This is a genomic window from Micromonospora ureilytica (genome assembly GCF_015751765.1).
GTDB lineage: Bacteria > Actinomycetota > Actinomycetes > Mycobacteriales > Micromonosporaceae > Micromonospora > Micromonospora ureilytica.
On record NZ_JADOTX010000001.1, the window covers coordinates 4,200,526 to 4,215,255 of the forward strand.

Genomic DNA, 14,730 nt, shown 5'->3' on the forward strand with positions numbered 1-14,730 from the left:
CGGTTCAGCGCGACGCTGAGGGAAACTCCTCGAAGTACGCCTCGACCCGCTCGGCCGTCGCCGGGCGGGCCAGCGCGAACCCCTGCCCGTACCGACAACCGCCCCGGCGCGCCCCCTCGACCTGGATCGACGACTCCAACTCCTCGGCGACGAGCTCGACGCCCAGCCGCTCGCCCACGTTGACCACCACGTCGATCAGCGGTGGCTGCCCGTCCGGCCGTGCGCCCACCAACTCCGGGCCCACCTTGAGCAGGTCGATCGGCAGTCGGCGCAGCTGGGCAAGTGAGGCGTGCTCGGCCCGGAAGTCGTCCAACGCGGTGCGTACGCCCAGCGACCGGAGCCCGGCCAACCGAGCCACAACTGTCGGCAGGTCACCGGCGACCCTCGGCTCGCTCACCTCCACCACCAGTCGCTCCGGCGGCACCCCGTACGCGGCCAGCACGGCTGCGAGCCGCTGGACGAAGTCGGGGGTGGTCAGCTCCCGGGTCGTGACGTTGACCGCCATCCACAGCTCCCGTACGCCCACCGACCAGTCGGACAACTGCCGGCAGGCTCGGTCCAGCACCCACCACTCCAACTCACCGACCAGGTCCAGGTCCTCGGCGACCGGCAACAGCTCGGCCGGGAGCACCGTGCCGAGCACCGGGCTGCGCCACCGCAGCAGTGCCTCCGCGCCCACCGGTTGCCCGTCGACCAGATCGACCACCGGCTGGTAGACGAGGTCCAGCTCGCCGCGCGCCACCGCACCGGGCAGCTCGCGCTCCAGGTCGAGCCGGCGCACCAGCTGTTCCTCCAGGAACGCGTCGTACCACTCCACCCGGTCCCGGCCCAGCTGCACGGCCCGTCGGCGGGCCAGCTCGGCCTGCCGGAGCACGTCCGCCGGGCCGGCGCCGCTCACCTCGGCCAAGCCGATGCTCGTCTGCATGCGCAGCATCGCCCCGGCCAGCCGGTAGGGCGGGCTGAGCGCGCTCAACAGCCGGGTGCCCAGCGCGTACGCCAGCACCGGGCCGGCGGCGGTGACCACCGCGAAGCCGGTACCCGTGCACCCGGTGACCAGATCGTCGGCGGCGATGACCGCGCGAGCCCGGTGCACCGCCTCGGCCAGCACGTCCTCCCGGGCCGTCGGGCCGATCCCCTCCGTGCCGTGCAGGTCCACCAGCAGCAGCGCGCCGGCCGGCACCGGGACGTCGCCGATCGCGGCCAGGGCGTCCAGCAGGGCAGCCCGGTCGCCGGGGGTGCCGCTGGTCGGCGAGGGTCGCCGGTTGGGCCCCCACCAGGCGGAACTGTGATCAGGCGACCAGGTCGAGCCGGCACCCATCGCGGTGGCCGTGCCCTCCGGGGCGCCGGGTCCTCGCTCGGGCCGTGGTTCGGGGGTGCCCGGCCAGCGTGCCGGGGTGGCACGGCGGTGCCGCAGCGACCGGCCCGCCGGCCGACGATGAGCGGCCCGCCGACCGGACGTGGGCGCCTCACCCGCGCGCAGCAGCTCACGCAGCACCAGGGGCGGCACCGCCGCCAGGGCCAACAGCACGCTCGTCCGGTCCGGTGCGCGGCCGGCGCCCAGGTGCAGACCCGACGCCAGCAGCAGCACCGCCGCGGGGAGCACCGTCCGGGGCCAGGCCGCGGCGACCGGCTCCGCCGGCTCTGCCGGCTCCGCGTCGTCCGCCGCATCCGCCGCGCCGACCGCGACGAGCAACATCCCGAACACCAACGGGGGTACGGCCAGCAGGGCCACCCGGCCGGCCGGTGCGGACGGCAACGTGGCCAGCAGCACCAGCCCTCCCAGGGTAAGCAGGACACCGCCCCGGCAGACCGCCGCACCCGAGCGCCGCCGCGGCCCCGCGAACGCGTTCAGCGCGGCCATCCCCAACCCGCCGAGCGTCAACGCGGCGCCCAGTCGAACCGGGACCGGCAGGCCGTCGGTGGGCAGCAGCAGCCAGCCGGGGACGGCCAGACCGACGGCCGGGCCTGTCGACTCGACCAGCCAGCGCAGCCGGACCGAGGCCGCCGGCCGGGAGCGACCGGGGAGCAGGTACAGACCGGCCGTCGCGAGAGCCGACACGACCAGCGACCCGATCAGCACGGCGAGGGTGTGCCCGAGGTCGGTCAGGGGCAGCACGACGGCGGTGAGACCTGCCGCCACCACCGCCGCGTCGAGCAGCACACCCGCCGCACGCGGGGTCGGGTCGGTGTCGCGCCGGGAGGCCAGCCGGGAAAGTCGCAGCCCGGCGAGCGTGGCGCCGGCACCGGCGGCCAGCGCGATCACCACCGAGGTCGGGACCAGGTCGGCGGCGGCGGCGAGGAGGAGCAGCGCCACCGCCATGGACGTGGCGGCCTCCGGTGCCGCACGGCGGGGGACGAGGACGCGGAACGGGTACGCGAGGAGCACGGCGGTCGCCTTCGTGAGGGGGCACGGGGGCGGTGCGGCGGTGCGGGACATCGGACGTTGCGAGTCCGCTACCCACGATTGGCAACGATGGACGGCCGAATTGGTTACTTGCCGGTCACTCAGGGAAGACAACGACCCGTGTCACTGTACGGCGTACCGCACGCTGCCGGCACCGCCCGCCGCGAGCCGAAACGACAGGGAGTGGGATCATCGGAGGGTGAGTAAGCCCGACACGGTCCGCTTCCGGTACAACCAAGCCATCCTGGTGGCCGCGATCATCGCCTTCGTGGGCGCCCTGCCGCTGGCCAACGCCCGGGACTACCTGCTGCCGGTGCTGCTCGTCCCGCTCGCCGTCGCGGTGTGGGCCTGGCGGGCCGGCACCGACGCCGACGCACGGGAGCTGCGCGTGCGGGCGTTGGCCGGGCAGCGTCGGATCGGCTGGGAGCAGGTCCTCGAGCTGACCACCGACCAGCGCGGGCGCGCGGTCGCCCGGCTCGACGACGGCCGCCAGGTCACGCTGCCGGCCGTCCGTGGGGCAGATCTGCCGCGGCTGGTCGCGGCAACCGGCCAGCCGCTGCCGGGCGCTGCGGCGGACGCGCCCCCTCAGTAGCCGTCGACCACCCTGTTGATCAGCGTTTGCCCGGCGGCGAAGCGGCGTACCTGATCGCCCACCAGCCGGTAGGCCCGTGGCAACAACCCGCGCACCGACCCGCCCACGTGCGGGGTGAGCAGCACGTTCGGCATGGTCCAGAGCGGGGAGTCGGCGGGCAGCGGCTCCGGGTCGGTGACGTCCAACGCCGCCGAGATCCGACCGGTGCCCAGCTCGGCGACGAGCGCCTCGGTGTGCGCCACCGGACCCCGGGCGGCGTTGACAAGCAGCGCCCCGTCCGGCATCGCGGCCAGGAACGCCTTGTCGATCAGGCCACGGGTCTGGTCGGTGAGCGGCACCAGCACCACCACCACGTCCGCGTCGGGCAGCAGCCGGGGCAGTTCCTCGACGGCGTGCACGCCCTGCTCCGGGCGGGCTGTCCTGGCGACCAGTGTGAAGCTCACGTCGAAGGGGGCGAGCCGGTCACGCACCGCGGTGCCGATCGAGCCGGCGCCGATGATGAGCACCCGCTTGCCGGTCAGCTCGTCGGTCGGGGTGTTCTCCGCGAACGTCCAGCGCCGCTCGGCCTGCGCGCGGACGAACGCCGGGAACGCCCGCAGCTGGGTGAGGATCGCGGTGACGACCCACTCGGCGGTGGAGGGGTCGTGCACGCCCCGGGCATCGCAGAGCGTGACAGCAGGCGGTGTCCGGCCGGCCCACGCGTCCGCCCCGGCGGAGAGCAACTGCACCACCGCCAGGTCGGGCAGGTCACCCAGCACCGCCGTCGCGTCCGAGCCACCCAGGAACGGCGGCACCCAGAAGCGGACGTCGGCCGCCTCGGACGGCATCCGATCGGTGTGCTCGAAGACCTCCACTGTCACGTCCGCGGGCAGCTCGCCCAGGAGGTTCAGGCCGGCCTGGTGCGGAATCCATACCTTCACGTCCGCCGACGATAGTCCCCGACGCCGCGGCCGGTGGAGGCACGGCGGCGAACCGGCGTCCCGGGGGATGGCGCGCGGGCGCGGGGCGGGCGAGACTCAGCACACCGATGTTCGACTCCGACCTGGACGAGGTATAACGAAGGGTCGGAGGGCCGGTCGGCCTCCGCCCCGGCAGACAGGTGCTCGATGACCGACGGCTCCCCCGGCACCGCCCGGCGTTCGATCGCGCCACCTTCGGTGCTCGGCGACCCAGCGCGGTTGCGTGCGCTCGCCGACACCGGGCTGGACGCCGCCCCGGACGAGGCGTTCGACAGGTTCGCGCGGCTGGTCAGCGACCTGTTGGACGTGCCGGTCGCGCTGGTGTCCCTGGTCTCCGCCGACCGGCAGTTCTTCCCGGGCGCGGTCGGTCTGCCGGAGCCCTGGTCGGAGCGCCGACAGACCCCGCTGAGCCACTCGTTCTGTCAGCACGTGGTGGACATCGAGGTGCCGATGGTGCTGCCGGACGCCCGGCTCTACCCCCGTGTCCGGGACAACCTGGCCATCGACGACCTCGGCGTGGTCGCGTACGCCGGGATGCCGCTGACCGACCTCTCCGGTCGGGTGCTCGGCTCGCTCTGCGCCATCGACAACAAGCCCCGCGCCTGGACGGCCGCGCAGCTGCGGACCCTGGCCGACCTGGCCGCCGCCTGCTCGTCGGAGCTGCGACTGCGGATCGCGCTCGACGGCGCGCAGGAGGCACGGCGGCGGGTCGTGCAGGCGCACGAACGGCTGGAGCTGCTGGCCGGGGTGAGCGAGACCCTCGCTGGCACCCTGGACGTGGGCACTGCGCTGCGCCGACTCGCCGCCACCATGGTGCCGCTGCTCGCCGACTGGTGCCTGCTCACCCTGATCGGGCCGAATGGCCTGCCCCGCGAGGTGGTCTCGGTGCACCGGGACCCGGCCCGTGCGGCGGACGTCGACCGTTTCGGCGAGCTGCTGCGCACCGGGCTGAGCCCCGAGTCGAGCATCCGGGCTGTGCTCCGGACCGGCCAGCCCCGGCTGGGCAGCATGGCGTCCCTGGCCGACGTGACGCGGGGCACCACCGACCCGGAGATGGCATCCATCGCCAGTCGGCTGGGAATCGCCTCCTACCTGAGCGTGCCGGTACGGGGTGTCGGCGGCACGGTGCTGGGAGCGATCACCCTCGTCAACGGCGGCCAACGTCAGCAGTTCGACGACCGGGACCTGCTCACCGCCGTCGACATCGGCCGGCGGGCCGGCCAGGCCGTCGGCAACAGCTCGATGTACGGCGAGCAGCGGCACGTCGCCGAGGTCCTGCAACACAGCATGCTGCCCCGGCTGCCGGTGGTGGCGGAGCTGGAGCTGGCGGCCCGCTACCAGCCGGCGGCCGACCGGGTGGAGGTGGGCGGTGACTGGTACGACGCCTTCGTGCAGCCCGACGGCGACGTGATCGCGGCGATCGGGGACGTGGCCGGGCACGACATCGAGGCGGCGGCGACCATGGGCCAGCTGCGCAACCTGGTGCGCGGCAACGCCTTCGGCCGGCCGGACGCGGTCGGGTCACTGCTGAGCAACCTGGATGGCGCCATCCGTGGCCTGCAGCTGCCGATCGCCGCCACCGCGACGCTGGTGCGGATCTGCCCGCAGCGCGCCGGTGTGCACGAGATGACCTGGTCCAACGCCGGGCACCCGCCGGCCCTGGTGGTCCGCCTCGGCGGGGCGGTCGAGGTCCTTCAGGGCACACCGGAGCCGCTGCTCGGCCTGGCCCGTCCGTCGCCGCGCAGCAGCCACTCGACCAGCCTGGCCACCGGCGACACCCTGCTGCTCTACACCGACGGGCTGATCGAACGGCGGGACCGCTCCATCGACGAGGGGCTGGCCGAGTTGGCGGGCCGGCTGACCGGCACCGACACGCTGCCCCTCGACGACCTGTGCGACCTGCTGCTCGCCTCGATCCAGCATCGCGAGGACGACACGGCGCTGCTGGCCGTACGGGCACGGTGAGCGGTCCACCGGGGACCACCGAGCGGGTCCATCGGCACCCGTTGCATCTCGACGGGCCCGGCCGGGCCGCGCGACGGGCTACCCTGGGCCGGGTGAGCGCCCGCCCCCCGTACTCTCGCATCAGCCGCCTCCGGGTGGCCCTCGCGGCGTCCTGCGCGGCGCTGCTGTTCGCCGCCGGTTGCAGCTTCGGCGAGCCGGAGCCCGACCCGGCCGGCGAACCGCCCAACCTGCCCACCCCGTCCGCGTCGGCGAGTCCCGGCGGCGCCGGCCAGCAGGCGGTGGCGACAGTGCTGGCCAAGCGTCTGCGGGTGCCCTGGGCCATCGCCTTCCTGCCGGACGGCGGCGCGTTGGTCACCGAACGGGACAACGGCCGGATCCTCCAGGTCGGGCCCGAGTCCGGGCCGGACGGGCTGACTGTCCGCCCGCTCCAGACGATCCCCGACGTGGCGGCGGCGGGCGAGGGTGGCCTGCTCGGCATTGCCGCCTCCCCCGACTTCGCCCGGGACCAGACGGTGTTCGTCTACTACACCACCGAGCGGGACAACCGGGTCGCCCGGCTGCGACTCGGCGGGCAGCCCACTCCGATCCTCACCGGCATCCCCAAGGCCAATGTGCACAACGGTGGTGGGTTGGGCTTCGGCCCGGACAAGCAGCTCTACGTCAGCACCGGTGACGCCGGTCAGCGCCCCCTCTCCCAGGACGTGAAGAGCCTCGGCGGCAAGATCCTCCGGATCACCCCGGACGGCAAGCCCGCCGCCGGCAATCCGTACCCCAACTCCCCGGTCTGGTCCATGGGCCACCGCAACGTCCAGGGTTTCGCCTGGGACCCCGCGAAACGGATGTACGCCGTCGAGTTCGGCCAGAACACCTGGGACGAGATCAACCAGATCACCAAGGGCGGCAACTACGGCTGGCCGGAGGTCGAGGGTCAGGCCGGGGACAGGCGGTTCACCGACCCGATCGCGCAGTGGGCGACGTCGGACGCGTCCTGCTCCGGTCTGGCCGCCACGGACCGGCTGCTGGTCACCGGCTGCCTGCGCGGCAAGCGCCTCTGGGTGATGGAGCTGACCGACACCGGCACGCTGCTCGGTCAGCCCAGTGAGCTGCTCACCAACCGCTACGGCCGGCTGCGCGCGGTGGCCGCGGCGCCGGACGGGTCGCTCTGGGTGAGCACCTCCAACCACGACGGGCGGGGCGACCCGGCGGGCGACGACGACCGGCTCCTGCGGGTGGTCTTCGCGGGCGGCGACGGCGGACGCAGCTGATTTCGTCACCATCCGTTCAGGTTTACCAAGATCTTCCGACGGGCAGGTCAGACTCTCAGCATGGACGGCCAACGCGACGAGCGGCACGACGACGCCGATGACCGGGACGACCCGGTGACCGGCGACGACCGGCCACGCCCGACGGGTTGGCGGGTCGGCGCCGCCGGCCCGCTGCGCCGCCTCGGGCTGATCCTCGCAGTCCTCGCCGTGGCCCTGGCCGGGGCGGTGCTCGGGGTGCTGGCCGGTGGCCAGGTGAGCACCGACATCGGCCCGTTCCGGGCCAACCTCAGCATCTCCCCCGCCCGGGACGGCGGCACCACCGTCGACATCCCGCCGCTCGGCGCGCTGTTGCTCGACAGCCACGACGGGCCGACCCACCTCACCGTCCGACTGGGCGCCCTCGACCAGGGGCGCACCGAGGCGCTGATCGACGACCCGGCCAGCATCAGCCGGGCCAGCCAGAGCGCCGTGGAGGACGTCCGCTCCGGGGTGATGCGCCTCGGCCTGCGTACCCTCGGCGCGTCGGTCCTTGTCACGTTGGTCCTGGCCGGGCTGATCTTCCGCGACGTCCGGCGCACCGCCTGGGCGGGTGGGCTGGCGCTGCTGGTCACCGCCGGCAGCCTCGGCACGGCGGCGGCGACCCTTCGCCCGCAGGCCATCGAGGAACCCCGCTACGAGGGGCTGCTCGTCAACGCGCCGGCCATCGTCGGTGACGCCCGCCGGATCGCCAACGACTACACCAAGTACGCGGAGCAGTTGCAGCGCCTGGTCGGCAACGTCAGCCAGCTCTACACCACCGTCTCGGCGCTTCCCCTGTTGGAGCCGACCCCGGGCACCACGCGGGTGCTGCACGTCTCCGACATGCACCTCAACCCGACCGGCTGGCAGCTGATCCGGACTGTCGTGGAGCAGTTCGGCATCGACGTGGTGATCGACACCGGGGACATCACCGACTGGGGCAGCGAGCCGGAAGCGTCCTTCGTCGGCTCGATCGGCCTGCTCAAGAAGCCGTACGTCTTCATCCGGGGCAACCACGACTCCGGCAAGACGGCCGCCGCGGTGGCCCGTCAGCCGAACGCCATCGTGTTGAACAACACGACCACGACTGTCGCCGGGCTGACCATCGCCGGCATCGGCGACCCGCGCTTCACGCCGGACAAGAACACCTCCCCCGCCGGCAGCGGGTTGACCCAGCAGGTGGCCGACCAGGTGATCGGGGCCGGCAACCAGCTCGCCGCGACGGTGCGCAGCTCACCCCGACCGGTCAACATCGCGCTCGTGCACGACCCGGCGTCGGCCGGGCCGCTCGCCGGCACCTGCCCGCTGGTGCTGGCCGGGCACACCCACTCCCGGCAGGTCTCCAAGCTGCCGCAGGCACCCGGGCAGCAGCCCACCACGCTGATGGTGGAGGGCTCCACCGGGGGCGCCGGGCTGCGCGGCCTGGAGGGCGAGAAGCCCACCCCGCTGTCGATGAGCGTGCTCTACTTCGACCAGCAGAAGATGCTCCAGGCGTACGACACCATCACCGTCGGCGGCACCGGGCAGGCCCAGGTCAACCTGGAACGACGCCTGGTGGAGAACCCGACCGCCGGTGTGCCGGTCACACCCACGCCCACGCCGACCGACGGTGTCCCGGCCACACCCACACCCACGCCGACCGGCTGAGCCGACGCCGGCGGGCGCGGACGGTCAGCGGAGGGCGATGGCGGCCAGGGCGGCGTTGACGATGCTGCCGGGCAGCAGGTCGTGCAGTTCGTACAGCTCGGCGACGCTGCCGGACTGGCCGAACTCGTCCACGCCGAGCGGCACCGCCGGCGCGCCGACCGCCGAGCCGAGCCAGGCCATCGCGTGCGACGCGGCGTCGTGCACGCTCACCACCGGCACCCGATCGGCGAACGCGGACCGCAGCGCGCCCGGCACGCTGGGCACCGTGGCCGTCCGTACGCCCTGGCGCAGGGTGCGCTGCCAGGCCCGGTAGAGCCGGTCCAGCGAGGTCACGTCCACCACGTGCGCGGCGATGCCCTCGTCGGCCAGCTCCGCCGCGGCGGCCAGCACCTCGGGCAGCACCGCGCCGGAGGCGGCCAACTGCACCACCGGGGCGTCGACCAGGTGCGGGTACGCCTGGTGCGCGTCGACCAGCCGGTACGCCCCGGCGACCACCTGTCGGCGCAGCACCGCGTCGCCGAGCCGTGCCCGGGCCGCCTCGAACGGCGCCTGGTCCAACGGTCGGGTGCTCAACCGGAAGTAGTACGCGCCGTCCTCGGTTGGCGCGGCCGTCGCGGACGGGGCCGCCCCGCCCGCGATCTGCCCCAGCGCGTCGCAGAGCAGCCAGTCGAGGCTGCCCGCGTACGCCGGCTCGACGAAGGTCACCCCGGGCAACTCCAGGCCGACCGACGCGGTAATGGTGGACTGGTGGGCGCCGCCCTCCGGGGCGAGGGTGATGCCGGACGGGGTGCCGGCGACCACGAACCGCGAGCCGGAGTACGTGCCGTACAGGAACGCGTCGAGACCGCGCAGCACGAACGGGTCGTAGACGGTGCCCACCGGCAGCAGCGGCTGACCAGACAGGTCCCAGGACAGCCCGAGCTGGCCGAGCAGCAGGAACAGGTTCATCTCCGAGATGCCCAGCTCGATGTGCTGCCCGGCGGGGCTCTCCGTCCAACGCAGCATCCGGTCCTCGGTCCAGGAGCGCTGCTCGGTCGGGGCGAAGACCCCGGTCTTGTTGATGAACCCGGCGAGGTTGGTGGAGGTGGCCACGTCCGGGGCTGTGGTGACCAGGTAGCGGCCCACCTCCCGGTCCCGCGCCAGGTCCACCAGCACCCGACCGAAGACCTCCTGCGTGGAGATCGGCTTGTTGGCGCGTACTCCAATGCTCTCCGGAACGGTGACCCCGAGCGCACGCTCGCGCGGCGCGCGGGACAGCGCCTCCCGGCGGGCACCGGCCTGGATGCCGGCGGGCGACGACGGGTCGAGGCGGTCCCACTCGGTCTCGGCCGTCAACCCCTGCGCGGCGCGCAGCGTGTCGACCTGCTCCGAGCTGAGCAGCGCGGAATGGTTGCGCGGGTTGCCGGCGATGGGCAACCCCCAACCCTTCACCGTGTACGCGAAGACGACGCTGGGCCGGTCGGTGACCGCGTCGCACTGGGCGTACGCGTCCAGCATCGCCTGAAGGTCGTGCCCGCCCAGGTCGGTGACGAGCGGGCTCAGCTCCTCGTCGCTGACGTGGGCGATCAGCTCGTCGATGCCGGCCGGCGCGCCGTCCAGGAACTGCTTGCGCAGCGCCGGCCCGGCCAGCCCGAACAGCGACTGGTACTGCTCGTTGGGCATCGCGTCGATCCAGTCGCGCAACGCCTCGCCGCCCGGCCGGGCGTACGCCTCGGCGAGCCGACGGCCGTACTTGACCTCCACGACGTGCCAGCCGGCCGCCTCGAACTGGCCCCGCCACTGGTTGATCCGGATGCCGGGGACCACCCGGTCCAGCGACTGGCGGTTGAAGTCGACCAGCCACATGACGTTGCCCAGCCCGGTGGTCGCCGGATCGGCCACCGCCTCCCAGATGTTGCCCTCGTCCAGCTCGGCGTCACCGATCAACGCCACGAACCGGGAGTGCGGGCGGGCCCCGAAGTGCGCGTCGACGTACCGCCGGGTGGCGGCGGCGAAGAGCGGCGCCGCCGCGCCCAGGCCGACCGAACCGGTGGAGAAGTCCACAGCGTCCGGGTCCTTGGTGCGCGACGGGTACGACTGGAGGCCGCCACGGGCCCGCAGCCGGGGCAGGTAGGAGCGGTCCAGGTTGCCGAGCAGGTACTGGATGGCGTGGAACACCGGGGACGCGTGCGGCTTCACGGCGACCCGGTCCTCGGCGTCCAGGTGCGCGAACCAGAGCGCTGTCATCGCCGTGACCAGGGAGGCGCTGGACGCCTGGTGACCGCCGACCTTCACACCGTCGCCGGTGGCCCGGTCATGGTTGGCGGCGTCCACGATCCGGGTGGCGAGCCAGAGCACCCGCCGCTGGATCTCGTCGAGGACATCGAGGTCGTGCTCGGTCACGGTGGCTCCATCCAGGCGTCGCCGTTGACGCCCTCGCGAGGGGTGCGGGGTGGCCGCGTAGTCGACAGGGGGTGGCGACACGCCGCCGCCGGGTCGCGGCGGCGGCGTGCTCCGGGTGGGTGTCAGCCCTGGACGCCGAGGCGCTCCAGGATCAGCTCACGCAGGGTCTTCGCGTCGGCCTGGCCCCGGGTGGTCTTCATGACCGCGCCGACCAGCGCGCCGACCGCCGCGACCTTGCCACTGCGGATCTTGTCGGCGATGCCGGGGTTCGCGGCGATCGCCTCGTCCACGGCTGCGGTGAGCGCGCCGGTGTCCGACACGACCTCCAGGCCCCGGTTGGTCATGATCTCGGTGGGTGAGCCCTCACCGTCGACCACGCCCTCCAGCACCGTGCGCGCCATCTTGTCGTTGAGCTTGCCGGCGTCGACAAGCCCCTGCAACTCGGCGACCTGGGCCGGGGTGGCACCGATCTCGGCCAGCTCCACGCCGCTCTCGTTGGCCCGGCGGGACAGCTCACCCAGCCACCACTTGCGGGCCGCCGCCGGGGTGGTGCCGGCGGCCACGGTGGCCTCGATCAGCTCGACAGCGCCGGCGTTCAGCACCGACTGCATGTCCAGGTCGGAGAGGCCCCACTGCTCCTGGAGCCGACGCCTGTGCACCCGGGGCAGCTCCGGCAGGGCGGCCTTCAGCTCGGCGACCCAGGCCGGGTCCGGGGCGATCGGCACCAGATCCGGCTCCGGGAAGTACCGGTAGTCGGTGGCCGTCTCCTTCGAGCGACCCGGGGTCGTGTCGCCGGTGTCCTCGTGGAAGTGGCGCGTCTCCTGGGTGATCCGGCCGCCCGCGTCGAGCACCGACGCCTGCCGCAGCATCTCCGAGCGGACCGCCCGCTCCACCGACCGCAGCGAGTTGACGTTCTTGGTCTCGGTACGGGTGCCCCACTCCGCGCCCGGCAGGTTGAGCGAGGTGTTCACGTCGCAGCGCAGCGAACCCTCCTCCATCCGCACGTCGGAGACGCCGAGGGTGCGGATCACGTCGCGCAGCTCGGTGACGTACGCCTTGGCCACGTCGGGGGCGAGCGCACCGGTGCCCGTGATCGGCTTGGTGACGATCTCCACAAGGGGGATGCCGGCCCGGTTGTAGTCGACCAGCGACTCCGTCGCGCCCTGGATGCGACCGGTGGCACCGCCGACGTGCAGCGACTTGCCGGTGTCCTCCTCGAGGTGCACCCGCTCGATCTCGATCCGCACCGTCTCGCCGCCCACCTCGACGTCCAGGTAACCGTCGACGCAGATCGGCTCGTCGTACTGGCTGATCTGGAAGTTCTTCGGCATGTCCGGGTAGAAGTAGTTCTTCCGGGCGAACCGGCACCACTCGGCGATCGAGCAGTTCAACGCCAGGCCGATCCGGATGATCGCCTCGATGGCCGCCTTGTTGGCCACCGGCAGCGAACCGGGCAGACCCAGGCACACCGGGCAGACCCGGGTGTTCGGCTCGCCACCGAAGTCGGTCGGGCAACCACAGAACATCTTGGTGTTCGTGCCCAGCTCGACATGGGTCTCCAGGCCGATCACCGGTTCGAAGCGCGCAACGACCTCGTCGTACGCGGGCAGTGTCGTGGTCATCGGGGCTCCTGCCTCACAGCGTCGGTGGGGTGAACGTGCCGACGGCCGACTCCAGCGCGGCGGCGACCCGGTACATCCGGTCGTCGGCCAGCGTCGGGGCCATCACCTGCAGGCCGACCGGCAGCCCCTCGGAGAGCCCGCAGGGCACCGAGATGCCCGGTCCGCCGTACAGGTTGGCCGGGATCGTGTACAGGTCGGCCAGGTACATCTGGTACGGGTCGGCGGTCCGCGCGCCCAGCGGGAACGCCACCGACGGGGTGGTGGGCGAGATCAGCGCGTCGACCTGCTCGAACGCGGCGGTGAAGTCCCGGGTGATGAGCGTCCGGACCTTCTGCGCCTGCCCGTAGTACGCGTCGTAGTAACCCGACGACAGCGCGTACGTGCCGATCATGATGCGGCGCTTGACCTCCGGGCCGAAGCCGGCCTCGCGGGTCAGCGACATGACCTCTTCCAGCGACCGGTTGCCGTCGTCGCCGACCCGCAGGCCGAACCGGACGCCGTCGAACCGGGCCAGGTTGGAGGAGCATTCGCTCGGGGCGATGAGGTAGTACGCCGGCAGCGCGTACGCGAACGTCGGGCAGGAGATCTCGACGACCTCGGCGCCCATCTTGGTCAGCGCGTCCACCGACTCCCGGAACGCTGCCATCACGCCCGGCTCGGCGCCCTCGCCGACGAACTCACTCACGATGCCGAGCCGCACACCGGTCAGGTCGCCGGTCGCGCCGAGCTTCGCCGCGGCCACCACGTCCGGCACGGGCTGCGGGATCGAGGTGGAGTCACGCGGGTCGTGCCCGCCGATCACCTGGTGCAGCAGGGCCGCGTCGAGCACGTTGCGGGCGCACGGGCCAGGGGTGTCCAGCGACGAGGAGAAGGCCACCAGCCCGTAACGGGAGGTGCCGCCGTAGGTGGGCTTGGCGCCCACCGTGCCGGTGACCGCGCCGGGCTGACGGATCGAGCCGCCGGTGTCCGAGCCGATCGCCAGCGGCGCCTCGTACGCGGCAAGCGCGGCAGCGCTGCCACCACCCGAGCCACCGGGGATCCGGCCCAGGTCCCACGGGTTGTGCGTCGGGCCGTACGCCGAGTATTCGGTGGAGGAGCCCATCGCGAACTCGTCCATGTTGGTCTTGCCGAGCATCACCGTGCCGGCCTCCCGCAGCCGCTGCACGATCGTCGCGTCGTACGGCGGGCGCCAGCCCTCCAGGATCTTCGACCCCACGGTGGTCGGCACGCCCCGGGTGGCGAGCACGTCCTTGACCGCGACCGGCACACCCGCGAGCGGGCCCAACTCCTCGCCGGCAGCCCGGCGCTCGTCCACGGCGCGGGCCGCGGCGAGCGCGCCGTCGGTGTCGACGTGCAGGAAGGCGTGCACGCGGTCGTCGACCGCGGCGATCCGGTCCAGGTGCGCCTGGGTCACCTCGACGGCGGAGGTCTCGCCCCCGGCGACCAGGCTCGCGATCTCCGTCGCGGTCATTCTGGTCAAATCGCTCATGCCGTCACTCCGCTTCGCTCCACGACGCCATGAGGCACCACGGCGCTGCACTGCTGATTCGCTCGCTGCCGCTCGCTCATGAGGCCACATCCTCGGTCAGGATCCGCGGTACGCGGAACCGCTGGTCCTCGGCGTCGGGCGCACCCGACAGCGCTTCCTCCGGGGTCAGGCACGGCGTGACGACGTCCTCGCGGAAGATGTTGGTCAGCGGCACCGAGTGCGAGGTCGGCGGGATGTCCGCGGCAGCGACCTCGCCGACCTGGGCGACCGCCTGGAGGATCACGTCGAGCTGGCCGGCGAACGTGTCCAGCTCCTCCTCGGTGACGGCGAGCCGCGACAGGCGCGCCAGGTGCGCGACCTCCTCGCGGGAGATGGCGGCCATCCGTG

At 73.1% G+C, this 14,730-nt stretch carries 10 protein-coding genes; 4 read left to right on the top strand and 6 right to left on the bottom strand.

From position 1 onward, the window contains the following. Window positions 1–4: 4 nt before the first annotated feature. A complete protein-coding gene (locus tag IW248_RS18880) occupies window positions 5–2,386 on the bottom strand; it encodes an EAL domain-containing protein (protein ID WP_307788072.1) in 2,382 nt (793 codons plus the stop codon). A 217-nt stretch (window positions 2,387–2,603) separates the two neighbouring features. On the opposite strand from IW248_RS18880, the gene IW248_RS18885 reads away from it, so the two are divergent. Beyond that, window positions 2,604–2,996, top strand: coding sequence for a PH domain-containing protein (locus tag IW248_RS18885; RefSeq protein WP_124823180.1), 393 nt, complete (start codon window positions 2,604–2,606; stop codon window positions 2,994–2,996). Here IW248_RS18885 and IW248_RS18890 read toward each other — a convergent pair. After that, entirely contained in the window at window positions 2,990–3,916 is a 927-nt protein-coding gene (locus IW248_RS18890; protein WP_196928044.1) for a 2-hydroxyacid dehydrogenase, read from the bottom strand. The genes IW248_RS18885 and IW248_RS18890 overlap by 7 nt on opposite strands. A gap of 186 nt (window positions 3,917–4,102) precedes the next feature. Between IW248_RS18890 and IW248_RS18895 the strand changes: the two genes are divergently transcribed. The 3 genes from IW248_RS18895 to IW248_RS18905 all read left to right on the top strand — a co-directional run bounded on the left by IW248_RS18895 (window position 4,103) and on the right by IW248_RS18905 (window position 8,850). Continuing rightward, entirely contained in the window at window positions 4,103–5,920 is a 1,818-nt protein-coding gene (locus IW248_RS18895; RefSeq protein ID WP_196928045.1) for a SpoIIE family protein phosphatase, read from the top strand. A gap of 92 nt (window positions 5,921–6,012) precedes the next feature. Then, complete coding sequence (locus tag IW248_RS18900) at window positions 6,013–7,185, top strand: PQQ-dependent sugar dehydrogenase (RefSeq protein WP_196928046.1); 1,173 nt, start codon at window positions 6,013–6,015, stop codon at window positions 7,183–7,185. A 60-nt stretch (window positions 7,186–7,245) separates the two neighbouring features. Next, window positions 7,246–8,850 (top strand): metallophosphoesterase, encoded by a 1,605-nt coding sequence (locus IW248_RS18905; protein ID WP_196928047.1) that lies wholly within the window; start codon window positions 7,246–7,248, stop codon window positions 8,848–8,850. A gap of 24 nt (window positions 8,851–8,874) precedes the next feature. On the opposite strand, the gene IW248_RS18910 is transcribed toward IW248_RS18905, so the two are convergent. The 4 genes from IW248_RS18910 to gatC form a co-directional block, all read right to left on the bottom strand. Next, on the bottom strand, window positions 8,875–11,232 hold the full coding sequence (locus IW248_RS18910; protein WP_196928048.1) for a thiamine pyrophosphate-binding protein: 2,358 nt from the start codon (window positions 11,230–11,232) through the stop codon (window positions 8,875–8,877). A gap of 122 nt (window positions 11,233–11,354) precedes the next feature. After that, entirely contained in the window at window positions 11,355–12,854 is a 1,500-nt protein-coding gene (gatB, locus tag IW248_RS18915; protein ID WP_124823174.1) for an Asp-tRNA(Asn)/Glu-tRNA(Gln) amidotransferase subunit GatB, read from the bottom strand. Between the two features lie 13 nt (window positions 12,855–12,867). Next, window positions 12,868–14,343 (bottom strand): Asp-tRNA(Asn)/Glu-tRNA(Gln) amidotransferase subunit GatA, encoded by a 1,476-nt coding sequence (gatA, locus tag IW248_RS18920; protein WP_196928049.1) that lies wholly within the window; start codon window positions 14,341–14,343, stop codon window positions 12,868–12,870. A 76-nt stretch (window positions 14,344–14,419) separates the two neighbouring features. After that, window positions 14,420–14,725, bottom strand: a complete 306-nt coding sequence (gene gatC, locus IW248_RS18925) for an Asp-tRNA(Asn)/Glu-tRNA(Gln) amidotransferase subunit GatC (protein WP_091393256.1) — start codon at window positions 14,723–14,725, stop codon at window positions 14,420–14,422. Window positions 14,726–14,730: the final 5 nt, after the last annotated feature.